Below are 20,979 nucleotides of genomic sequence, written 5' to 3' on the forward strand. Positions count from 1 at the left end.
TGTCAGACTACTTCGGTAGCAAATCCCGATGAAGCGTCAAGAATCACCGCTCCTTTAGGACGGTGAGCATTTCAAAAGATTTGCTATTCACCCGCTTTCAGGAAGAAATCGGGTTTTTTTGTCAAGTTTTGAGGATCTCGACCGATCGAGCTTGTACAGTTCTGTGCCCCATATTTAGTGCAGATTGTCAAATATATTAACCTTTAACCCTAAATCTGAATCCTGTTGTATATTCGTAGTCTGTTGATATATTCCGACACGTCAGTACACAACCTATGGTTCGAGAATTAGAGCGATCGAGTGCCAGCGAGAAACGCAACCTGTCCGATTTCCCCGAAACAGCACCCGCAGCCAATCCAGTATTTTTTAGGACTTACAGCCGCCGTACCGAGACGGGAAGGGAGACTTGGGCCCAAGTGTGCGATCGAACAGTCAAGGGGCTGCAAAAGCTGGGAAACCTCACCCCCGAAGAAACACAACTGCTGCACCGGATGCAAAACCAGCTCAAAACCCTCGCTTCAGGCCGCTGGCTGTGGGTAGGGGGCAGCAAATGGATCGAACAACCAGAGAATTTTTCCGGCGCATATAATTGCTCCTCAACAAATATTCTCGACTGGCGTTCCTTTGGCTTGTTAATGGACTTGGCGATGATGGGCTGCGGCACTGGGGCAGTCTTGGAACCACAATATATCAACCAACTGCCGCCGATCCGCAACCGTTTAACCCTAACCATGCAAGGCGAAATTGGCTCTACACCCGCCCAGTCGCGCCGTCAAGAAACAGAAGTAAAAATAGCAGAAAAAACCGCAACTATTTATGTCGGAGATTCTCGCCAAGGTTGGGTAAACTCCTATCAAACTTTGCTGGAATTATCCACAGATGAAAGATTTGCCGGAGAAGTTCAAGTATTCATAGATTTGAGCGACGTTCGCCCCGTGGGAGAACCTTTAAAAGGTTTTGGCGGAGTAGCCAATCCGGTGAAATTGCCCGACCTTTATCAGCGCTGCGCCGCAATTTTGAATAAAGCTTTAGGGCGGCAGTTAAATTCAGTTGAATGCTGCGTGTTGATTGATGAAGCAGCGGTCACAATTGTTGCTGGCAATATTCGCCGAAGCGCGGGAATTCGTCAGTTTTCTTTCGATGACGAACTAGGGGCAAATGCTAAAAATAATTTGTGGCAACAAGATGAAAGCGGCAACTGGAGAATAGATCCAGAACGCGATGCCCTTCGGATGGCCAACCATACGCGAGTTTTCCATACCAAACCTACACTAGAAGAATGTATTGATGCTGTCCGCAAACAGTATTACAGCGGCGAAGGTGCGATTCAATGGGCCGGCGAAGCTGTAGCTCGATCTAATGTTGATTTACTTTCAACACCGAGTCTTAAACTTGAGTTTTTGAAAGCTTACGACGAAGGAAAAGCTAAAGATTGGTTGCAGGAACGCTATCCTAATATGACTGCGGAAGAATTAGAGCATCGGTTAGTCCGCATGGGCTTAAACCCGTGTGGTGAAATAATCGGCTCTAATTTTCATTGTGTCAGTGGCGACACTCTGCTAATTACTAGAGATGGACTGCATCAAATAAAGGACGTTGTTGGAACTGAAATCGAAATTTGGAATGGTAAAAAATGGAGTTCAGTCACACCATTTCAGACAGGGAGTGATACTTGTGGCGGGCGACGCAAACTTTATCGTGTAAAGTTTGGTGATGGTACTTATCTGGATGCCACAGAATATCATCGTTTTTTTGTCAAGGATCGCTTTGGTAAAGTTTACAAAGAAGTTCAAACCAAAGACTTGATGGATACAAGTCGATATAGCATTCATACTGAACCTTTTACAATTCAGTATGAAGATGGCATGAATATCGATTCAAGTTATGCTTACACTTTGGGTGTGGCTGTAGGAGATGGAACTACAGACCAAAATGACAATGCAAAAGTTCGACTTTACGAACAAAAAATGGCATTGTCAGTGGCAGGAAATAAGTCTCCTGAAAGAAGCTATGACTATTTACCTGCTTTTACCGATGTAACTAACTTGAGCTTTTCTGGAGAGTTGCTGAAAAGTTTGAAAGTTAACCCAGAAGCACTAAATGTAATTGCGAGCTGGAATCGGCAAGCAATTTTACATTTTATTGCTGGATTAGCTGATACGGACGGCTCGAATACCCACAGTAATGGTATCAGAATTTATATTTCTGACCGCGATCGCGCTTTCAGAGTTCAGTTACTTTTGACTAAATGCGGTATTCGTTCGTCGCTAAATCTTTGCGCTCATCAAGGGTCAATTACTAATTACGGTGTCCGAAGTCGGGATTTGTACTACTTGCAAATTACTGACTGTGGTGAAATACCTTGTCAGCGGTTAGATGTGAGCAAAGGGACGAATGCTAAAGGCAAAGGTAAATGGCAAGTCGTCAGAAGTGTCGAAGAATTACCAGGATTGCACGATACTTACTGCTTCAACGAACCAGAGTTTCATAAGGGAGTTTTCGGCAATACCCTAGCTGGAAACTGTAATTTGGCGGAGGTTCACCTCAATCAACTTGACCCTTACAACTTCAAAGAACAAGAGGAAGCTTTCACCGCCGGAGCTCTATCTGTAGCGGTACTTCTCAATCACAAATTTCTTGAACCTCGCTATCAATACAGCCGCGAACTAGACCCGATTGTCGGCGTATCTTTCACGGGATTGTTCGATTTCTTCGTTCATGCTTTTGGCGTTGAGTGGCTGCGCTGGTGGGTGGAAGGCCGCCCGCAAACTCCCCAAGGAATCGCTTTTAAACAGCGGGAAGAAGAGTATTTGAGTGGTTGGCGGGAGATTGTGAATCGGGTAGTATGGGATTATTGCGATCGCCATTCCTTAAAACGCCCAAATCGCTGCACAACCGTTCAACCATCGGGTACTAAATCTCTGCTGACAGGTGCTTCCCCCGGCTGGCATCCGCCGAAAGCCCAGCGTTTCATTCGCCGCATCACTTTCGGCAAAAACGACCCCGTAGCCCTCGCCTGCATCGACTACGGATACAACGTAATTCCGTCTCAATCTGACAAAGATGAAAACGGCAATTTGTTGAACAATCCCTTCGACGAACGCTGCACGGAATGGCTGGTAGAAATACCCGTTGCGGTAAGTTGGGCTGACTTGCCCGGTGCTGATGAAATTGACATTAACAAATTCTCAGCGGCGGCACAAATGGACTTTTATATGCAGGTGCAAAAGTTCTATGTGCGACATAACACCAGCGCGACTATTGAGTTGCGGGAAAATGAAGTTGAAAGTTTGGGTACTCGGATTTACGAAGCGATTCGCGATGATGAAGGCTACATTTCCGCAGCGCTTTTGGCTCGGTTTGATGCTCTTGAAACTTTCCCGCGTCTGCCTTTTGAACCCGTGAGTAAGAAAACTTACGAGACGATGTTGAAAGACGTTTTAGTTCGTCGCCAAATAGATGTTTTTCATGCGGCACTGAGTCGTTATGACTTAGGTGAAATGATGGATTCGGGACCGGCTGGCTGCGATTCTGATAAGTGTTTGATGCCGGAGACTAAGGCTATGTAATAGCCAATAGCCAAATCCCCGACTTCTGAAATTACTTCGATATTTCACGAACATAACCAGAAGAAGTCGGGGATTTTATTTCTCAACCATTCACATAATAATCCCGTGTTCCCTTCGCATTCATCGCTTCTCCGAGTCGATTTAACCCGTACACGTAAGCAGCAGTTCTCATGGAAACTGACAATTCCTGAGATTTTTTCCAAATTGCCTCAGTTTCTTCGACCATTTTATGCTTCAACCGCTGGTTGACTTCCTCCAGCGTCCAATAAAGCCCGCTGCGGTTTTGCACCCACTCAAAATAACTAACCGTTACGCCTCCCGCATTGACTAAAATATCAGGAATTACCTGAATCCCCCTCGCTTCTAAAATCAAATCAGCAGCAGAATCAATCGGCCCGTTAGCTACTTCAAGAATAAACTTAGCCTTAATATCATTAACATTTGCTTCCGTTATTTGATTCTCCAAAGCTGCTGGAACGAGCACGTCTACATCTAATGCTAAAAGCTGTTCATTTGTCAAGATTTCGTGTTCGATAATATTGCAAACAGAACCTTCGCAGTAAAGAGCTTTGATACCTTTGTTAGAGTCTTTAAAGCCTCGAATACTGGGGATATCCAGCCCTTGTTTAGCATAAATTCCCCCTTGGGAATCGCTGACAGCAACAACTTTGTAACCTGCTTTCCAGAGAAGTTCAGCTATTTCTGCACCGGCATTACCAAAACCTTGTACTGCTACAGTTGTATCTTGAGGATTTAGCTCAAATTTGGGTAAAATAGTTTCTACTACAAAAAAAGCACCCATTGCTGTTGCCGTATCTCTGCCCAAACTGCCACCAATTGTCACTGGTTTACCAGTCACCACCGCTGGAGAAAGCTGCCGCTTAATAATATTGTATTGATCCATCATCCAACCCATAATCATGGGATTGGTGTAGACATCCGGCGCGGGAATATCGACATCGGGGCCGATGAAATCTGCGATCGCATCGACATAGCCCCGGCTCAACCGTTCCAATTCCAGTTTGGACAATTCCTTGGGATTGAGAGTAATTCCGCCCTTGGCTCCTCCAAAAGGCAAGTTCAAAACTGCACATTTAAAAGTCATCCAAAATGCTAAGGATTGCACTTCATCAAGGGATACTCCCGGATGATAGCGCACTCCTCCTTTAGACGGGCCTCTGGTATTGTCGTAGCGCACCCGATAACCTTGAAAAATTCGCAGGGAACCGTCGTCCATCCGCACGGGAATCGATACAATTAAACTGGATTTGGGGTGTTTCAGCCGTTCGATCGTATCCTCGGAAAGGGACACATATTTTAAGGCTCGTTCTAATCGGCGACTGGCATCGGCAAATAATGAATCAGACATAAGAAGTTAGTTGACTGTTGAGTGTTGTTAATTGACTGTTTTCAGAGAGAAAAAGGCTTCGGGTGCTTAAGCTAATTTAATCACAATCCTGGTTGAATGCTGCCTCCTTTCTTCTGACAACAGTCAACTAAGAACACTCAACTGTTTTGTATTGATCGACAATCTCGCAGGGCCAAGCAGCAATTAAGCAGATACACTTACAATAGAAGGTGATATTTAAGCTCAAGCCTCAACTTGAGTTTGATCGCTCAAATCACAGCCAGCCATCAGGGGAATTAAATTCTGAAATAGATCGAGGCTTTAGCTGACGTTAGAAACTGAATTATTATTATGGTTGGACTCCTAGCCGCACTCTCTGCGTCTGCGGCAGGGGGTATGAGAATTGCCCTGCCCCTGCTGTTAATTGGTTTGTTGCGGATTGACAAACTTTGGTCGGAAATACCTCTATTGTCGGGGGTTCCCCCCCAGGTGGCTATCACCATCTTGGTGAGTTGGTCGCTGTTAGAGTTATTTGCTTCTAAAACCTTTGTAGGACAGCGGGTACTGCAAATTGTGCAAATTATTTTCAGCCCTATTGTAGGAGCAATTATGGGAATTTCGATCGCTCAAGTAAGTTCGATCGAGGAAATTATTGCTCACCCTTGGATGCTGTGGATAATTGGTATTGTCGGAGGTTTGTTGGCTTTAGTGCTGCAACTGGTACAAGCAGGATGGTTTTATCGGCTGCGGGGTTTGCCGATTTGGGTGATTTTCCTCCAAGATGTTCTGTGCATTTCCTTGGTTTTGTTTGCCTTTGACGCCCCGCGGCAGGGAGGGTTATTTGCTATGCTGCTGCTGTGGCTGGCAATTCGCAGTTCTAAAGAGTGGTATCGCTGGTACAAAAGTCAGGGAATACCGGGTGATAGGGGAAATCCCCGCCGCCGCAAGCGCGATCCTGATTAATTAGTGATTAGTTATTGGTGATTAATCCTATCGTTTGCGGTTGTTTCGGAATGATTTAACCGCAGATACCGCAGAGGGCGCTGAGGAAGAGAAGAGAGATGAATAATTCAGATCCCAACGGATTTGATATCATTAGTCATTTGTAACAACAGTCAACAGTCAACGGTCAATTGTCAACTGTCAACTGTCAATTTAAAGCAATCCGATCGAGTGTAGCGGGCCCTGACCCGTAATTAACTCCAGCAATAATGCCACAAAACCAATCATCGCCACACGACCGTTCCAGACTTCCGCCCCCGTGGTCAAACCCCACTCCCACTGCTCTTGAGGGTACATTTTCACTGTCTTGGAAGGGCGTATAACATCCGAGAATTTAACGCTGGGAGATTCGATCGACTCGATGACTAAATCGGCCAAAGCTTCAATAAACACCGGATGAGTATTCAGGGCGGGCACTCGGTAGAAATTTTTAATCCCCGATTCTTCGGCTAATTCTCGATACTCCATGTCAATTTCTTGCAGAGTCTCGATGTGTTCGGAAACAAAACTAATCGGAACTACCAACAAATCTTGGACTCCATTTTCTGCCAATTCGGTAATCGCGTCTTCGGTGTAAGGCTTGAGCCATTCCACCGGGCCAACCCGACTTTGATAAGCTAGAGTGTGTTCGTTCGATCGATCCAAATGTTCCATAATCAGACGAGTGCAATCTTCAATCTCGCGCTGATAGGGGTCTCCAGCCTCTTCTACGTAGCTGAGGGGGACGCCGTGGGCGCTGAAAAAGATGTGAACTCGATCGGGATGAGGATTGTGGTCTAGTTCTTGGGCTATCAATTCCGACATTGCCTGAATGTAGCCTGGCCGCTTATACCAAGAAGGAATCGCGGTATATTCGATATCTTTGAGGGCTGGATCTTTGCCCCACATTTCTTCTAGCTGCCGGAAGCTAGAACCGCTGGTGCTGATAGAAAATTGAGGATACAGCGGCAAGATTGTCAAATGTTCGATGCGATCGCGCTTAATTTTGGCGATCGCCTCTTCGGTAAAAGGATGCCAGTAGCGCATCCCCACGTATACTCGAGCATCTTGTCCCTTGGACTGCAAGACGGATTGCAGCGAAGCGGCTTGTTCCTCGGTAATCCGCCGCAAAGGAGAGCCGCCCCCGATTTGGCGGTAGTTTTCCTGGGATTTCTGAAAACGCAGGGTCGAAATCAACCAGGCGAGCGGTTTTTGCATCCACGGAAACGGAATGCGAATGATTTCCGGGTCAGCAAACAAGTTGAACAGGAAAGGACGGACATCCTCGATTTGATCTGGCCCGCCCAAGTTTAATAGCAATACTCCCACACGACCCATAGCGGTTACAGCTCTCCCAATATCTCAGTTCTGTTACTTATCTTTATCATATAACTTAATAATATCTTAAGTCGATAGCAAGGTATACATAATTTTGACTATGGCAACTATTTTTAGAGATTTAAGTTATCGGTATCAGTGGCTCTACGATACGATCGCGCGTCTTGCTGCTTTGAGCGTAGGTGGCGATGCTCGTTTGGGTCAACAAGCCTGGGAAAATTTGACCCTCAGCGCCGAAACTAAAGTTTTAGACCGTTGCTGCGGTAGCGGTCAAACTAAGCAATTTCTGGTGCAATATTTCCAGGATGTCACAGGACTTGACGCTTCGCCATTATCTCTGCAACGGGCAAGGAAAAATGTACCATCAGCCAATTATTATTTAGAAGCTTTTGCTGAGTCGATGCCTTTTCCCGACTGTCAGTTTCACAGGAGTACACAGCAGCGTTGCGATGCACGAAATGCAACGGGCGCAATTGCGACAAATCTTTTAAGAAGTGTACCGCGCGATCGAGCCAGGTGGTCTATTCATTTTGGTAGATTTTCACTCGCCTACTAATCCGGTATTTTTGCCAGGGTGGGCTGTATTTTTGTGGTTGTTTGAGACTGAAACTGACTTGGGGAGTTTGTTGGCAGAGGTGGGATTGCGATCGTACAATTCCGAAGGAACTCAACAACCAAAAGTTTATGCTGGCGGCAGCATTCAAGTAATCCAAGTTCAAAACATATCAAATCCGGTAGCATCGTCGGGCGTCAAGTCCAGTCAACCGTAAACAATCACCGAAGGTACAACCGGAATAGATATAATTTATCTGCGTTAATCGGTGTTTATCTGCCTGTATCTGCGGTTAAAAAAAGAAAAATTAACCGCAGAAGACAATGGATTGACGCTGATTCACGCAGAGGTCGAGAATAGATATCTGAATAATGCCGATGCTAACAGATTTGATATCATGGTTTTCCCTATCAATCAAAAAATGTGCAATAACTCTACTCATGACTAATGACTAATGACTAAACAAACTTTTTCGCTTCTGCCAAAGCCGCCTCAAACTTGAGCAATACATCTTTTTCTGTGTGAAGAGCTTTCTCTTGTTCCAGCAGCGGGCGGCCAAAGCGAAAAATGCCGTCCTGTTCTACGTGATCTACATAAGGCAGCGTTTCTGGATGCGGCAAAAATTTTCTGCCGATTGGGTACGGCGTGTGGAAAGAAAAACTAAAATCGGGAAACTTGTCGCTTTTGATTTCGAGATAGTAAAGCGAGTAATAATCTTTGATGTCGGAGTACACGCATTCGCGGCACTTATTTACCAATTTGCGGTTCTGATAGAAAAAGTCCCACTTGTCCCAATAGTAGCCATCTTTCATCATTTCCTGGTGGTCGTCGCACAGTTCGAGATATAATTTGTCAGCATCCGCCGGACGGTAGAAGTAAAGCATGGCGTAGGGCATTTCAATCAGTAACTTGACTGCTTGATTTTTTCGCTGGTACCATTCCTGCTGGTGAGTTTCGTAGACTTCCTTATATTTATTAATTGCTTTAAAGCTGTTGAGCTGATTTTCTTTTGCCCACCGCGACGCCCAAACTGTCCAGTAAGCTAGCTGGAAGGTTGCTGAAATTTCCGCCGAACCTTGTTCTTTCCAGTCGGCAATTATTTTTTCCCACTCTGAACTAAAAGCTACTCGGGATTGTTCGTTTTCTACGGGGTTTTCTGTATTGATTGGGGTGGGTATTGGGCGATGATTTTTAATCAGCCCTTTGGGTTCTTTGCGCCAATTATTAATATCGGTTGGCGTTAGACTTAAGATCAATCTTCTGTCGTGAACGGGATATTCTAAATGGATTCCTGATTTGCGGAAAGAGCGGTATTCTAAAATAGGGAGTTTGTCTTGTTCAATCCACTGCTGGCGTTCTGCTGGCGAACACTTGAGTATTGTTTCTAATTCTACCGGATCGACGGCTAATTCACTTTTGAATGTCTCCCAAAATCTTTCTTGTTCGGCTGGATTTGCTTCCAGCAGGGATACAATTCGGTTGACGAGATGATCAGTTTGGTCTTGGCAATTTTCGGGAAGTCCTAAGAAGTCGAGGAGTTTGGTCTTGAGTATTCGTCTGGCAGAGATTAGCTCGGCTAACATGAGAAGCTCCAGTAGAGTCATGACTTGCGCCCTTGAACTGGCAAGATTTGCACAAGTCTTATATATCTTAATAGATTCTCCTGGGTTGTCGGCAATTGAAAGGTCTGCGCGAGTGAAGCTATCCCGATCGCGCCTGCGGGCCCGTTGCGGTAGGGAATCGCCGAACCTCGGCCCCCTCCCTAAGCCCAAATACTCAAAACAAGGGCAAAAGACCGATCGACCTTTGGCCCTTTTTGGCTAAAATCGATAATTGCGATCGCGCACCCACAAACTCACAGGCACAGCATGGCCTGTTTTGTCAACCTTTACTTCTACCAAAAAAGATTGTCGCTGCTTCCTTTGAGCTTCGCTAATCTCCTGATTGACTTTTTCCCTTTCATTTTCTGGCATATAATAAGTTTCTAAGCCGTACTCCATCTGCCAACCGTTATATTTGCCCTTAATTGCGATTTGATTGACGGGCAAATTGGTGGGATTTTCTAGACTGACGCGGACGGGTTTCCAAGCTTGGGGGCGGCCGGGATTAGTCGCGGCTTTTGGCGCTTCTAAGATTACATAAAAACTGGTTTTTGCCTTAACACTCTGCGTATTTTGTGGACAAACAACTCCGGGCGAACAATATATTTTTTCCATCGGTAAATCTTTCCAGCCGGGGAGTTTTTGGAGATTGGTGCTAGCAGAAATATCATAGCTCAAAACTTGGTAATATCCGCGCAAAAAGTCGTAAGGGTCTACTGGTGCTGTTTGCAAAACCACTGTTTTGCCAGTAATAAAAGTGTAAACGGCTGGAGCGGGTACTGCGGCAATTAGTCCGATTTGCAGCAGCAAAGGAACCCACAGCCGCCACCCAGGAAGGCGCTTGGCAGCGGGGGGAAGGGTGAATGATGGGGGAGTAGGGCTGGTATCTGCTATTTCGGAACTTTGATCTGTTAAATCTGGATTTTCGGTGTTCATATTGGGAATTGGGAATTGGTTCGCAGAATAATATCGTTGAGCTTTGAATCGGCATAATTATCTTCCGAGTGCAGTGCAAAGGGGACGATCGCACTATAGTAGAATGCACCTATTCATCGGGGATTTTTGCGAAGTGGCGCTCGAACCACAAACCCGCAGCAATTACGCCTATTCCGCACAGAACAAATACAAAAGATTTGAGCAACAATCCTGTGTTATACTCAAACACTCGGCTGATAACTTGCAGAGTGATTAATACCATGCCTCCCCAAAAACTCCGGCGGTTTCCTAAAGCTAAACCTTCTCGGATTAAGCCGACTGCAAGCAAAAATAAGAAAACATTGAACAGAAAAGTCGCTAATTGAGGAATGGGAGTAAAATTGAGGTGAAAAAGCGGTATTAAGGCGCTGGCGAAAATTAAAATGCCGATCGCACTTGTGGTCAAATCCACACCATTTTGTTTGGGACGGCGGAGTTCCAAACGTCCCAAGCGCAGCCATTCAAACAGCGTGAAACCGCCCAAAACAGCCACATTTGCCAGCAAAACCCAATCCGACTCCGTTGGCGCAAGATTCGGCGAATCCCGCCAAAACCAGTGGAAAGAAAGAACATAAAACAAACCGGCGAGAAACAGCAGTGCTAAACTGCGGGCGGTAGGTTGAAACAGCTTGGTGCGTACCTTCGGCCACATTGCATCGTCGTATCCCCACAGCAAAGCGGGCGGTAGGGCGCAAAAAATTGCTGTACCCCAGGTTAGATTTAAGCCTTGGACGATAGAAACTTGTAGGGAAAAAATTATCGCGATCGCACCTATGACAAAAATAGCACGCGATCGACACCAATAAGCCAGCGGCACAAACATTATACTGGCTGCGATCGGCATTTGCCGCACCAAAACTTCCAGCCAAGAAAACTCGACTTTGGAAGACCAATCTAACACGGCAAACCAATAGCCCCAACCGATTAAAAGTGCGGACAAAACGCCCAAGGAAGTCAACCGCAAACTGTAAGCCATTCCGAGCACGCCGATTCCCCAAGCAAGGAAAAGTCCGTAGGAAGAACCGCCAATGTGGAACATTTGCGCCATCAATGCCATATTTGCTCCTAAAATCAGAGATCCTAACAGCAACAATCCTTCACCTAGGAGTTTGTTTCGCCCTTTTGTTACGGGCATATTGGGAGGGGAGTTTTGGCTTCGGGATGGGGGAATTCGCCACAGATAGAAACCTGCTGCATTGACTGCTACGAAAAGACTTAGCAGCAGTGCCACTCTCACTTCGCGCGACCAAACTTGCCAGTTTGCGGCTACAAAGGTGATGACTCCTATACCGAGGAGAATGCCGCCGAGACTCATCAGAATGCTGAGGAATCGGTTGCGGGAGGCGGTTTCGAGTGTGTTGAATTGGTAGCGTTCGGAAAGTTGTTGGTAGAATGAAGTGTCGATGAGTCCTTCTGCTTGCCAGAGTTTGGCTTGATCTCGCAACTCGCGCCGAAATTTATCTGAAATCATTGTTTATATTCCAGAGGATTTGAACTGTGATAGTTTTTAATATGTCATGTGTGGCTCGATTGTCGATGGATGCTGGGACACCTGCTGAACTTGCACAGCAGATTTGATTGATATGCTTCGGCTGTTGAAACCGTTTCTACATAAACAAACTCCCAGCAGAAAGGAACGAATAAATCAAGGAATGTAATATTATGGTACAAGCTCAATCTAAAAAGTTAACTTTTGACGAGTACCTTAATTACTCAAATGATACGGGTCAACGCTATGAGTTAATTGATGGGGAGTTAATAGCTTTGCCACCAGAATCTGAACCTAATAATTTCATTGCTAACTATCTATTTTTCTATCTGGCTAGCAGCGGGCTAGTGCCACTCAGGCTGATTAAAACGCATAATTGCGAGGTTCAAGTTGCCGTTTTGCGATCGGGAGATGCGGCCAACCGCTACCCCGATTTGATAATTCTGGAACCTGAACACATTCCGCTGACAGCAATCAGGCTAACTATCACTTTCGATATGCTGCCTCCTCGGTTTGTTGTGGAGGTAGTCAGTCCGGGTAGAGTGGGCAGGGATCGGGATTACGAGCGCAAACGAGCTCAGTACGCAGCGCGGGGCATCGCAGAGTATTGGGCGATCGATCCAATAGAAGAAGTGGTGACGGTTTTGCGGCTTGAGAATGGGCAGTATGTTGAGGTTGGGGTGTTTCGGGATGGAGGGGCGATCGTATCTCCGATGTTTCTACAGCTAAGTTTGACGGTTCAACAGATTTTGAGTGGAGAGGTTTAATGGCGGATCAATAGCTAATTGGTTAGCATTCATCTAACCACCTACCGATTAGTGAAAATCTCCACCCTCAACCTGATTGAGGCCATGTTTCAATCCCTGATAGGGATTTAGGTTGATTGCAACCTGTAAGTTTCGCTAACAGTCACACCATTTTTAGATAGTGACGTGAGAATATCATCAACCTTACTTTGCTAAATAAATCTAGGCGGGGAAACTCACATTTCCCCGCCTAGAGCTTGTAACCTTTACCGCCACATCAGAAAAATGTTTCCTATAAGCTTAGCTTTTGCTTTAGCGGATATTCATTTTTCCCCAGTGTTTAACTAGCATTTCTTTACCAGATTCTCCCATTTGATAACTGCAATAATCTTCCCACACATCAACAGTCCAATTATTTATAACAGGTATCAAAAGTTTATACGCCTCGCTTTTCTCTGGATATCTATCATGCAAAAAGTCTTCATAATCTGTAACTAATGTAATAACTGGAATATTATGTTTAGCCATTATTCTTAATAACATGATTCCATCATGGTTGTCCATCCTTGTATGCTGAATAACATAGGACAGACTAGCGGGATTTGAACAATCAGCGACGACGATAATACAAGAGACATAATACAAAGGGTCTTCATATTCAGGGACAATCCCACCTTTATCAAACATCTCAACAATAACTTGCGCTGGATTTTCCTCTGAATTTAAGGTATCCCACCAAATTGGTATATTATATTTTTGAATTCTATTGCAGAACTTTACCCAAAAACTTCCAACAATATTTTGATTACAATTCTCAAGTAAAAATTTTTCTCTTAAGCAATCTGTGTGGTTTATACGCGGTAATAATACACTCATTATTAATTTCCTAATCTATTAATGTGTAAGTCTTGTAAAAGCAGGAATTTTGGAAGTGCAAGTAAAAAGAAATCACTTCTTTTTATTCAAACTTTTTATACTATGTCATAAATCTTCAACTGCTATTTGACAGTCTGCATTACCGTCTGTCACAGACAAACTTATTGCGTTTAAACCATTGTTTTTGAAACCTAGGGTTAATTTCAATCCCGCACTTCCCTTGTCAGCTCTATAGCGCATAACTCCCTCTTTTGCACCATCATAGATTAACCTATATGGTTCACTAGGGTTGCCACTTATAATCGCTTGTACCTGTTGATGCGTCATACCATCTTCTAAAGCTAATAATTCCCGACCCGTTTGACTGTTACTTAACTTATCAATAGAAATAATCGAACAACCAGGTCTTCTACCAGGTATATCACCACTGAATATAAATAACCTACGTTGAGCAATTGCCTGTAAAGGTATTCCAATCAAAACTAAGTTAAACAAAATTAATAATGCTGGTAAATACTTAAGATGAATTTGTTTCAACATTTGATTTTATTTCCTCTAAGCCAATGTGTTTATGTTTCGACTGCTATGACCTTACCACGGTTGTGACCCCTCCCACACCCTCCCAATTTTTAAAAAAGCTGTGGGTTCTCAGTCGTGAGTGTGACGAAAAAAAGCTAGACCGTGCCAGCCTCTCCGACCGTGCCAGCCTCTCCAACCTTGCCACCGCTCCCATCGTTTGAGCCGTGCCTGTGGTGCGATTTAAACCTCTTCAGCCCTGCCAGCCATCCAATCACCCCAAAACCCCACACACCGCCCTAAATGGTGCATTTTTCACCCTTGCCAGTGCCAGCCGTCCGATCGCCTCACCCCTGGTCACAGTCGATCGCCTCGGAGTCATCCGATCGCCCTGTTGAATCTGGCAATTTGAAGGGGTAACGACAGCCGAAAAAAATTACTCCCTCAAAAAAACACCTACCCATAGGCGCAAATTTTATCCATCAACCCGATTCAAATTCCAGTCATAAGGCAAAAAAACGATCGCCCATCCATCACCCACAGCCGCCTCCGGCCCCAAATAACCGCCCACATACTCAGCCACCGAACCCGCCGCCTTTACAAAATCCTCCCCGTACCACTTAAAAATCTTGCTCAAATAAAGCGTCTTTTTCTGGGCATCATATCGCACCTTATCAGGATTGTGAATAAAACGGCTCGCATCCGCTTCTAGTTGAGTCCGTACCGACTCCGGGAAATAAGCCCCCCGGCGCAGCAGCGGGCACCCGACTGAAGCGCAAACTAATGCAAAATGGATGCGCGGTTCCGCAAATTCCTGCCGCAATATTCCGTGTTCGATTTGATTGAGACTGTACTTTTTGCCGCCAATAATCGAATTTGAACGAGTGAAAAAATCCAAAAAACTCAGCCAGTTGGGAATTCCCAAAACTTTCGGACGGATCGACGCGATCGGATATACTTCCAGAACTTGAGAAATTGCGATCGCATTGTACGCATTCAGCCACAACGCCAGCCGCGCATCCGCATCAGTAAAATCCGCCAAATCGACATCAGCCAAACTTTCCAGCCACGCCCTCAAAACATCCGCCTCCTCAGCTTTCCAGCGCCGATAATTGACGCGGCCCAAATCGTCAACGTAGCGTTGCAACAACTCGTCCCAAATCTTAAGGTCGATCGTACCGATCATTTATTACTATCCATGTGATAAGGCGGGCATTGCTTTAGCTTCTGCTTCTATAGCAATCCTAAATCATTTGTTAATTTCTTACTCCCTCCCCGCGGCTTCGGGGAGGGTTGGGGTGGGGTAAAAAATTTACGACTCCTGCAAGGATTTCTATATTTAATACTACCGTCAACCAAAATAACACCTGCAACAGTAGCATTTTTTAGATTAGGCTCGTCAAACCGGCCCTAGTTAAATTAGCCTCGCTCAAATTAGCGCCTTGTAAATTAGCTTGCTGCCAAGCAGCCCCGCTCAAAAGTGCCCCGGATAAATTAGCTTCCCTAAAATTTGCTCCTCTCAAATCTGCCTTTGCTAAACTCGCGTGCCCTAGGGGAATGCTGCTCAAATCGTCGCCCGCACACTGGTTAGTTTACCACAACAAATTGACTGGCTGGCGGTTAGCTGCAATCACCAATGTAGCCAACCCGAAAATCAGTCCCCATGAAACTGCTCCCAAAGTTACAGATTTCCTGCTCTTTACCTTCTACAATTTTAAAAGATTCTTAATTTCAACCTCAACACCGATCAATTTCTTCCGGCACAGCACCCCTCCCACTTTGAGCGGCAATTTTTTAATTTCCCCTTACCTCCATAACACACTATGACGGACAGAACCAACTTTTTCGATAAACTGTTAGCGGCTGTTGAAAACAATCAAAGTTTGCTGTATTTAGCCCTCGACCCCGACCCGGAAACCTTGCCCGCCCTGGTTTCCATGACTGCAGAGGAAACTAAAAGTTTTGTAACAGATTTGTTGTCAAAGCTAAAAAGTGCGATCGACGAAACAGCCGATTTAATCTGTGCCTGCAAAATCACCCTCGGTTTTTACCAATCTCTCGGCATTCCCGGTTGGGCATTGCTGCAAGAAATTTTAACAATTATTCCCCCTCACCTGCCAGTAATTTTAGATGCCAAACACTGCGATTTAAATACCAGCACAGTGTTTGCCAAAATAGTATTTCAAGACTGGCAAGTTGACGCTATTACCTTAAGTCCCTATGCCGGATTCGACCAAGTAGCACCTTTTTTGTTATACGCCGGAAAAACTGTTTTTGTGCTCTGTGCCACCGCCAACCCCTCAGCCGAGGCTGTGCAAGAATACCCGACGCCAAAAAACCCTTTTTACTTGCAATTAGTCCGACTCTCTCAAACTTGGGGAACTCCCGAAAAAGTCGGTTTAGAAGTAGGAATAATGCCGGATATGTTGGCGCGTATCCGCCAAGCAGCTCCTGAACGCCTAATTTTAGTCGAAGGAGACATCGCCGAAGAAAATGACCTGACAGAAGAAAACGACCTCGCACAACTGCTGGCGGCCGGTTTAAGCAAAAATGGTGAAGGTTTATTGCTGCCAGTCCCCCCGAGTTTATTAGCGGGAAAAGAGCCGCGCCGAGAAATTGAGAAATTGCGGGATAGTATTAATAAACAGAGGCTGCGGGCGATCGAAGGTAGTCCCACTTGCGAATTGTGGCTGCCGGATGTTTGCTTTTTGCAACCGGAACCTCACCGCGATTTAATCTTGCAACTTTATGACATCGGCTGCGTAGTTTTTGGCGACCACGTACAAGCATCGGGCGCCGTATTTCCATATTACATCGACTTGCGGAAAATTATCTCAATTCCGCAGATTTTCCACCAAATTGTCAGCGCTTATGCAGACATTCTCAAGGATTTAAAATTCGATCGCATTGCGGGAATTCCCTACGGTTCTTTACCCACAGCAACGGGTTTAGCATTGCGGATGGAACGCCCGATGATTTTCCCGCGCAAGGAGGTGAAAACTTACGGGGCGGGCAAATTGATTGAGGGGCATTTTCAGGCAGGAGAAACGATTGTCGTAGTCGATGATATTTTAATTAGTGGCAAAAGCGTGATGGAAGGCGCGGCTAAGTTAAAATCGGCTGGCTTGAATGTGGAAGATATCGTGGTATTAATCGACCACGAACAGGGAGTCAAAGATAAGATGCAGGCCAACGGTTATCGCGCACATTCTGTGTTAGCGCTTTCGGAAATAGCTGAAGTTTTGTATCGAGCAAATCGCATTGATACCGAGCAATTCAAGCTTTTGACGGCGGAACATTAAACCCCAATTCCTGTAGGGGCGGGTTTTACCAACCATAATCGCCAAAAATTAATAATCTTATAAACCCGCCCTCAACTCAACGGTAAGCCTCAATGTACATTTTTTACCTGCGCTCCAAGTCAAGGTTGATATAGGTTATTAGTGTGGGGGCGGGTTTATGAGATTGTGCGTGTGCGTAGAATATTATTGGTAAAACCCGCCCCTACAAGGTAAATAAATCAACCTTGCAGAACTTCAATTAAAGCATCGCCCATTGCCCGACAGCCGACGAGTTTCATACCTTCCGACATGATATCACCAGTGCGATAACCTCGATCCAAAACATCGACGACTGCTTGCTCGATTTTATTAGCAGCTTCCGGCTGATTTAAGGCGTAACGTAGCATCATTGCCGCACTCAAAACTTGGGCGAGGGGATTGGCTTTATCTTGTCCGGCGATGTCTGGTGCGGAACCGTGCACGGGTTCAAAAACCCCCGGCCCGCTTGCTCCCAAACTAGCAGAAGGCAGCATCCCAATACTACCAGTTAGCATCGCCGCCGCATCGGAAAGAATGTCGCCGAATAAATTGCCGGTGACAATCGTATCGAACTGTTTCGGCCAGCGAATTAACTGCATGGCGGCGGCGTCAACGTAGAGGTGAGAAACTTCAACATCAGGGTATTCTGAAGAAAGGGCAATAATACGATCGCGCCACAGTTGCGAAACATCCAAAACATTCGCTTTATCAACGGAACACAGCCTTTTCCCCCGCTTCCTGGCGGTCTCAAAAGCCACTCGCCCGATTCTGTCAATTTCCGACTCGGTGTAAGCCATCGTATTGACACCGCGTTTTTCGCCGGTTTCCGTCTCAAAAATACCTTTCGGTTTGCCGAAATAAATGCCGCCTGTGAGTTCGCGGATTACCATAATATCCACGCCTTCGACAACTTCCCGTTTCAAACTAGAAGCATCAACCAATTGCGGTAAAATAGTCGCAGGACGCAAATTTGCAAACAATCCCAATCCGGCGCGCAGTCCTAATAATCCAGTTTCCGGGCGCTGTTCGCGGGGCAAATTATCCCACTTGTAACCGCCAATTGCTGCTAACAATACTGCATCGCAGTTGCGGCATTTTTCCAGTGTTTCTTCTGGCAGCGGATTGCCTGTTGCGTCAATAGCAGCGCCGCCCATTAAAGCTTCTTGAAATTCAAAGCCGATGTCCAATTGTTGACCGACAAGTTTCAGGACATCTACCGCCACAGCGATAATTTCAGGGCCGATGCCGTCTCCTGGTAAAAGAGTGATGCGGTAGTTTTGAGTCATATCGATTTTGGAGTTTTGATTTGAGATTTGAGATTGAGAGTTAATGGGAATTCTTTGGAAATGCAAGACATTCTCACAAGGTTATAATCATATCAGGATAAGCAACCTCAGAATTCATTATGACATTCCCGACTTACCCGCCTGCTCAAGCTGAACCGCCTTTAGACCCCCGGCAGAGTTTGCCAACAATGTATGATTTACCCAGCGAAGACCCAAAGGAGCCCGGTTTGCCAGATACATTTCATTTAGATCAGCCGCAACTCTTGGAATTCACGTTTTTGCCGCCGGGATGGGATGCGGAACAAGTCTTTACAGCCAGTGACCTAAATTTGTATTACGATGCAACACAACCGCGCTGGCATAAACGCCCGGATTGGTTTGCTGCGGTGGGTGTGCCAAGGCTTTATCAAGGGCGCGATATGCGTTTGAGTTATGTAGTTTGGCAAGAACGGGTAAATCCGTTTGTGGTGGTGGAATTGCTATCGCCGGGCACTGAAGATGAAGATTTAGGGCGGACTGTTCAGCAAGCTGGGGAACCGCCGACTAAGTGGCAAGTTTATGAACAAATTTTGCGGATTCCTTACTATTTTATTTTCAGTCGCTACACGGATGAATTGCGAGCTTTTCATCTTGTAGGAGGCCACTATGAACCTGCAGAATTAATTGATGGGCGATTATTTATTCCTGAGTTGCAGTTGAGTTTAGGTTGGTGGCAAGGCACTTATAAGAGTATGAATCGGTTGTGGTTGCGGTGGTTTACGGCCCAAGGAGGGTTGATTTTGAGTCCGGGTGAAAGAGCAACGGCGGCGGAACGGCAACTGATAGAAGCTCAACAGCAAGTTCTAGAATCTCAACAGCAAGTAATTGAAGCTCAACAGCAAGTAATTGAATCTCAACAGCGAGAGGAAAGACTAGCGGCGCGGTTGCGGGAGTTAGGCATCGATCCTGAACAGTTGGTTTAATAGTTCTCGCACCCAGGCCTGGTGAAACCCGGTTTCAACTCCTCGAATCCGCGCAACACGAGTGAAATAAGATAAAAACAGTTCGATCGCACGCACGTACAAAAAAATCGGCAAGGAGTCACGGAGTGGCAGAGGGCGAAGGCATACCAACATCAGCACAGATTGATTATCGGGACTATTCTTGGGCCTTTTGGCCGGTTGTCCCCCTCTATCCCTACAGCAAGCGGCGCACCATCCGCAAGGAAATTGTTAAGGACACAATCTGGACTTTTGACCAAATACAAGGCATTTTCTACGTTGTCGTCCCGATTCGGATGACAGTAATTAAACTAGAACCCGAAGGCCTTCTCGTCTACGCCCCCGTGGCACCGACTCCTGAGTGCATCCGCTTGGTAAAGGAGTTAGTAGCAGAGCACGGCGAGGTTAAATACATCCTGCTGACAACGGTTTCGGGCATCGAGCACAAAGTTTTTGTCGGCCCCTTTGCGAGGAATTTTCCCGAAGCGGAGGTATTTGTCGCCCCGCAGCAGTGGAGTTTCCCGGTGAATTTGCCGCTGAGTTGGCTGGGTTTGCCCGCGAAACGCACCTCTGTACTGCCCTTTGACAGCAGCAACACGCCGTTAGCCGATCAATTTGACTGGGCAATTCTCGGCCCCCTCGACCTTGGTTTGGGCAAATTTGCAGAAGTTGCGTTATTTCACAGACGATCGCGCACGCTGATGTTAACAGATTCCATAGTTTCCATTCCCGAAAATCCGCCCGCGATCGTCCAACTCGACTCTTACCCGCTGCTGTTTCACGCCAAAGACAGCGCCTTGGAGACGGTCGCAGACACCCACGAAAATCGGCGCAAAGGGTGGCAGAGAATCGCCTTATTTGCCATGTATTTTACGCCTAGCGTGCTGGAAGTGCCGCCGTGGTCGGAGGTGTTCGCCAACGCACTAGAAGCGCCAGAACGCTCTAGGAAAGCTTATTTCGGGTTGTATCCGTTCAAGTGGAAAACACATTGGGAGCGATCGTTTGAGGCTTTGCGGGGAGGAGGGCGGTTGTTTGTGGCGCCGATTTTGCAGAGTTTGATTCTCAACCGCGCCCCGAGGGAAACTCTCGATTGGGTGGATAAAGTGGCGAGTTGGGACTTTGAAAAAATTGTACCTTGTCATTTCGATAGTGCGATCGACTCCCGGCCGCGTGAATTTCGCCAAGCATTCTCGTTTCTGGAAAAACACTCGCCTGTTAATTCCTTACCCGAAGACGATTTTAAATTGCTCAGGCAGATTGATGCGGGTTTGAATAAAACTGGTTTGGTTCCGCCTGCGAAAGACAAGGTTTAATCTGAAATTTTGCACCATTCTGAATAAGCTGTTTGAGCACAGGCAAGATGCCTGTGCCACAAAAAAATAAAGTATTGTGGAACGGGCA

The 20,979-nt window shown here is 45.9% G+C and carries 20 protein-coding genes; 9 read left to right on the plus strand and 11 right to left on the minus strand.

From position 1 onward, the window contains the following. The first annotated feature begins 275 nt into the window (after nt 1-275). Nucleotides 276-3,569 (plus strand): ribonucleoside-triphosphate reductase, adenosylcobalamin-dependent, encoded by a 3,294-nt coding sequence (gene nrdJ / locus QUA74_RS20190; protein WP_333332839.1) that lies wholly within the window; start codon nt 276-278, stop codon nt 3,567-3,569. Between the two features lie 82 nt (nt 3,570-3,651). Here the strand turns inward: nrdJ and QUA74_RS20195 are convergent, their stop codons facing one another. Then, nucleotides 3,652-4,938, minus strand: coding sequence for a Glu/Leu/Phe/Val dehydrogenase (locus QUA74_RS20195; protein WP_333332842.1), 1,287 nt, complete (start codon nt 4,936-4,938; stop codon nt 3,652-3,654). A gap of 330 nt (nt 4,939-5,268) precedes the next feature. Here QUA74_RS20195 and QUA74_RS20200 point away from each other — a divergent pair, with 330 nt between their 5' ends. After that, nucleotides 5,269-5,880: a DUF4126 domain-containing protein gene (locus tag QUA74_RS20200; protein ID WP_333332845.1), complete on the plus strand. Its 612-nt coding sequence runs from the start codon at nt 5,269-5,271 to the stop codon at nt 5,878-5,880. A gap of 192 nt (nt 5,881-6,072) precedes the next feature. On the opposite strand, the gene hemH is transcribed toward QUA74_RS20200, so the two are convergent. Further along, nucleotides 6,073-7,236, minus strand: a complete 1,164-nt coding sequence (gene hemH / locus QUA74_RS20205; RefSeq protein ID WP_333332848.1) for a ferrochelatase — start codon at nt 7,234-7,236, stop codon at nt 6,073-6,075. A gap of 100 nt (nt 7,237-7,336) precedes the next feature. Here hemH and QUA74_RS20210 point away from each other — a divergent pair, with 100 nt between their 5' ends. Next, entirely contained in the window at nt 7,337-7,792 is a 456-nt protein-coding gene (locus QUA74_RS20210; protein ID WP_445251606.1) for a class I SAM-dependent methyltransferase, read from the plus strand. Then, entirely contained in the window at nt 7,767-8,006 is a 240-nt protein-coding gene (locus QUA74_RS29915) for a hypothetical protein (protein ID WP_445251607.1), read from the plus strand. The genes QUA74_RS20210 and QUA74_RS29915 overlap by 26 nt, the downstream gene beginning before the upstream one ends. A 90-nt stretch (nt 8,007-8,096) precedes the next feature. Here the strand turns inward: QUA74_RS29915 and QUA74_RS20215 are convergent, their stop codons facing one another. The 4 genes from QUA74_RS20215 to QUA74_RS20230 form a co-directional block, all read right to left on the minus strand. Continuing rightward, a complete protein-coding gene (locus tag QUA74_RS20215) occupies nt 8,097-8,231 on the minus strand; it encodes a hypothetical protein (RefSeq protein ID WP_333332851.1) in 135 nt (44 codons plus the stop codon). A gap of 16 nt (nt 8,232-8,247) precedes the next feature. Beyond that, nucleotides 8,248-9,393, minus strand: coding sequence for a hypothetical protein (locus QUA74_RS20220; RefSeq protein WP_333332854.1), 1,146 nt, complete (start codon nt 9,391-9,393; stop codon nt 8,248-8,250). A gap of 216 nt (nt 9,394-9,609) precedes the next feature. Continuing rightward, entirely contained in the window at nt 9,610-10,326 is a 717-nt protein-coding gene (locus QUA74_RS20225; RefSeq protein WP_333332857.1) for a GDYXXLXY domain-containing protein, read from the minus strand. 109 nt (nt 10,327-10,435) lie between these two features. Beyond that, nucleotides 10,436-11,836, minus strand: coding sequence for a DUF2157 domain-containing protein (locus QUA74_RS20230; protein ID WP_333332860.1), 1,401 nt, complete (start codon nt 11,834-11,836; stop codon nt 10,436-10,438). 191 nt (nt 11,837-12,027) lie between these two features. On the opposite strand from QUA74_RS20230, the gene QUA74_RS20235 reads away from it, so the two are divergent. Continuing rightward, nucleotides 12,028-12,621, plus strand: a complete 594-nt coding sequence (locus QUA74_RS20235) for a Uma2 family endonuclease (RefSeq protein WP_333332863.1) — start codon at nt 12,028-12,030, stop codon at nt 12,619-12,621. 291 nt (nt 12,622-12,912) lie between these two features. On the opposite strand, the gene QUA74_RS20240 is transcribed toward QUA74_RS20235, so the two are convergent. Together QUA74_RS20240 and QUA74_RS20245 are read right to left on the minus strand one after the other, a co-directional pair. Next, nucleotides 12,913-13,476, minus strand: a complete 564-nt coding sequence (locus QUA74_RS20240) for a hypothetical protein (protein WP_333332866.1) — start codon at nt 13,474-13,476, stop codon at nt 12,913-12,915. A 105-nt stretch (nt 13,477-13,581) separates the two neighbouring features. Next, nucleotides 13,582-14,016 carry a hypothetical protein gene (locus tag QUA74_RS20245; RefSeq protein WP_333332869.1) on the minus strand — a complete coding sequence of 145 codons (435 nt, stop codon included), beginning with the start codon at nt 14,014-14,016 and terminating at the stop codon, nt 13,582-13,584. A 209-nt stretch (nt 14,017-14,225) separates the two neighbouring features. Between QUA74_RS20245 and QUA74_RS20250 the strand changes: the two genes are divergently transcribed. Then, nucleotides 14,226-14,390 carry a hypothetical protein gene (locus QUA74_RS20250; protein WP_333332872.1) on the plus strand — a complete coding sequence of 55 codons (165 nt, stop codon included), beginning with the start codon at nt 14,226-14,228 and terminating at the stop codon, nt 14,388-14,390. Nucleotides 14,391-14,467: 77 nt separating this feature from the next. Here the strand turns inward: QUA74_RS20250 and QUA74_RS20255 are convergent, their stop codons facing one another. Further along, nucleotides 14,468-15,178, minus strand: coding sequence for a DUF547 domain-containing protein (locus QUA74_RS20255; protein ID WP_333332874.1), 711 nt, complete (start codon nt 15,176-15,178; stop codon nt 14,468-14,470). Between the two features lie 199 nt (nt 15,179-15,377). Continuing rightward, on the minus strand, nt 15,378-15,560 hold the full coding sequence (locus QUA74_RS20260; protein WP_333332877.1) for a pentapeptide repeat-containing protein: 183 nt from the start codon (nt 15,558-15,560) through the stop codon (nt 15,378-15,380). A 255-nt stretch (nt 15,561-15,815) separates the two neighbouring features. Here QUA74_RS20260 and QUA74_RS20265 point away from each other — a divergent pair, with 255 nt between their 5' ends. After that, nucleotides 15,816-17,294 (plus strand): bifunctional orotidine-5'-phosphate decarboxylase/orotate phosphoribosyltransferase, encoded by a 1,479-nt coding sequence (locus QUA74_RS20265; RefSeq protein WP_333332880.1) that lies wholly within the window; start codon nt 15,816-15,818, stop codon nt 17,292-17,294. 218 nt (nt 17,295-17,512) lie between these two features. On the opposite strand, the gene leuB is transcribed toward QUA74_RS20265, so the two are convergent. Continuing rightward, entirely contained in the window at nt 17,513-18,598 is a 1,086-nt protein-coding gene (leuB, locus tag QUA74_RS20270; protein ID WP_333332883.1) for a 3-isopropylmalate dehydrogenase, read from the minus strand. A gap of 119 nt (nt 18,599-18,717) precedes the next feature. Here leuB and QUA74_RS20275 point away from each other — a divergent pair, with 119 nt between their 5' ends. Both QUA74_RS20275 and QUA74_RS20280 read left to right on the plus strand, forming a co-directional pair. Next, nucleotides 18,718-19,560 carry a Uma2 family endonuclease gene (locus QUA74_RS20275; protein ID WP_333332886.1) on the plus strand — a complete coding sequence of 281 codons (843 nt, stop codon included), beginning with the start codon at nt 18,718-18,720 and terminating at the stop codon, nt 19,558-19,560. Between the two features lie 125 nt (nt 19,561-19,685). Then, the gene (locus QUA74_RS20280; protein WP_333332889.1) at nt 19,686-20,891 is read left to right on the plus strand and encodes a DUF4336 domain-containing protein; all 1,206 of its coding nucleotides are present in this window, start codon (nt 19,686-19,688) and stop codon (nt 20,889-20,891) included. Nucleotides 20,892-20,979 lie beyond the last annotated feature (88 nt).

The sequence above is a fragment of the Microcoleus sp. LAD1_D3 genome, assembly GCF_036702135.1.
Taxonomy (GTDB): Bacteria; Cyanobacteriota; Cyanobacteriia; order Cyanobacteriales; family Microcoleaceae; genus Microcoleus.

What these genes read in the sequence shown, in the direction of transcription:
- QUA74_RS20200 (WP_333332845.1), top strand. Translation starts at nt 5,269, where the DNA reads ATGGTTGGACTCCTAGCCGCACTCTCTGCGTCTGCGGCAGGGGGTATG.
- QUA74_RS20215 (WP_333332851.1), bottom strand. Translation starts at nt 8,231, where the DNA reads ATGAGTAGAGTTATTGCACATTTTTTGATTGATAGGGAAAACCATGAT.
- QUA74_RS20275 (WP_333332886.1), top strand. Translation starts at nt 18,718, where the DNA reads ATGACATTCCCGACTTACCCGCCTGCTCAAGCTGAACCGCCTTTAGAC.
- QUA74_RS20255 (WP_333332874.1), bottom strand. Translation starts at nt 15,178, where the DNA reads ATGATCGGTACGATCGACCTTAAGATTTGGGACGAGTTGTTGCAACGC.
- QUA74_RS20225 (WP_333332857.1), bottom strand. Translation starts at nt 10,326, where the DNA reads ATGAACACCGAAAATCCAGATTTAACAGATCAAAGTTCCGAAATAGCA.
- QUA74_RS20265 (WP_333332880.1), top strand. Translation starts at nt 15,816, where the DNA reads ATGACGGACAGAACCAACTTTTTCGATAAACTGTTAGCGGCTGTTGAA.
- QUA74_RS20230 (WP_333332860.1), bottom strand. Translation starts at nt 11,836, where the DNA reads ATGATTTCAGATAAATTTCGGCGCGAGTTGCGAGATCAAGCCAAACTC.
- QUA74_RS20220 (WP_333332854.1), bottom strand. Translation starts at nt 9,393, where the DNA reads ATGACTCTACTGGAGCTTCTCATGTTAGCCGAGCTAATCTCTGCCAGA.
- QUA74_RS20240 (WP_333332866.1), bottom strand. Translation starts at nt 13,476, where the DNA reads ATGAGTGTATTATTACCGCGTATAAACCACACAGATTGCTTAAGAGAA.
- leuB (WP_333332883.1), bottom strand. Translation starts at nt 18,598, where the DNA reads ATGACTCAAAACTACCGCATCACTCTTTTACCAGGAGACGGCATCGGC.
- QUA74_RS20245 (WP_333332869.1), bottom strand. Translation starts at nt 14,016, where the DNA reads ATGTTGAAACAAATTCATCTTAAGTATTTACCAGCATTATTAATTTTG.
- QUA74_RS20210 (WP_445251606.1), top strand. Translation starts at nt 7,337, where the DNA reads ATGGCAACTATTTTTAGAGATTTAAGTTATCGGTATCAGTGGCTCTAC.
- QUA74_RS20235 (WP_333332863.1), top strand. Translation starts at nt 12,028, where the DNA reads ATGGTACAAGCTCAATCTAAAAAGTTAACTTTTGACGAGTACCTTAAT.
- nrdJ (WP_333332839.1), top strand. Translation starts at nt 276, where the DNA reads ATGGTTCGAGAATTAGAGCGATCGAGTGCCAGCGAGAAACGCAACCTG.
- QUA74_RS20195 (WP_333332842.1), bottom strand. Translation starts at nt 4,938, where the DNA reads ATGTCTGATTCATTATTTGCCGATGCCAGTCGCCGATTAGAACGAGCC.
- hemH (WP_333332848.1), bottom strand. Translation starts at nt 7,236, where the DNA reads ATGGGTCGTGTGGGAGTATTGCTATTAAACTTGGGCGGGCCAGATCAA.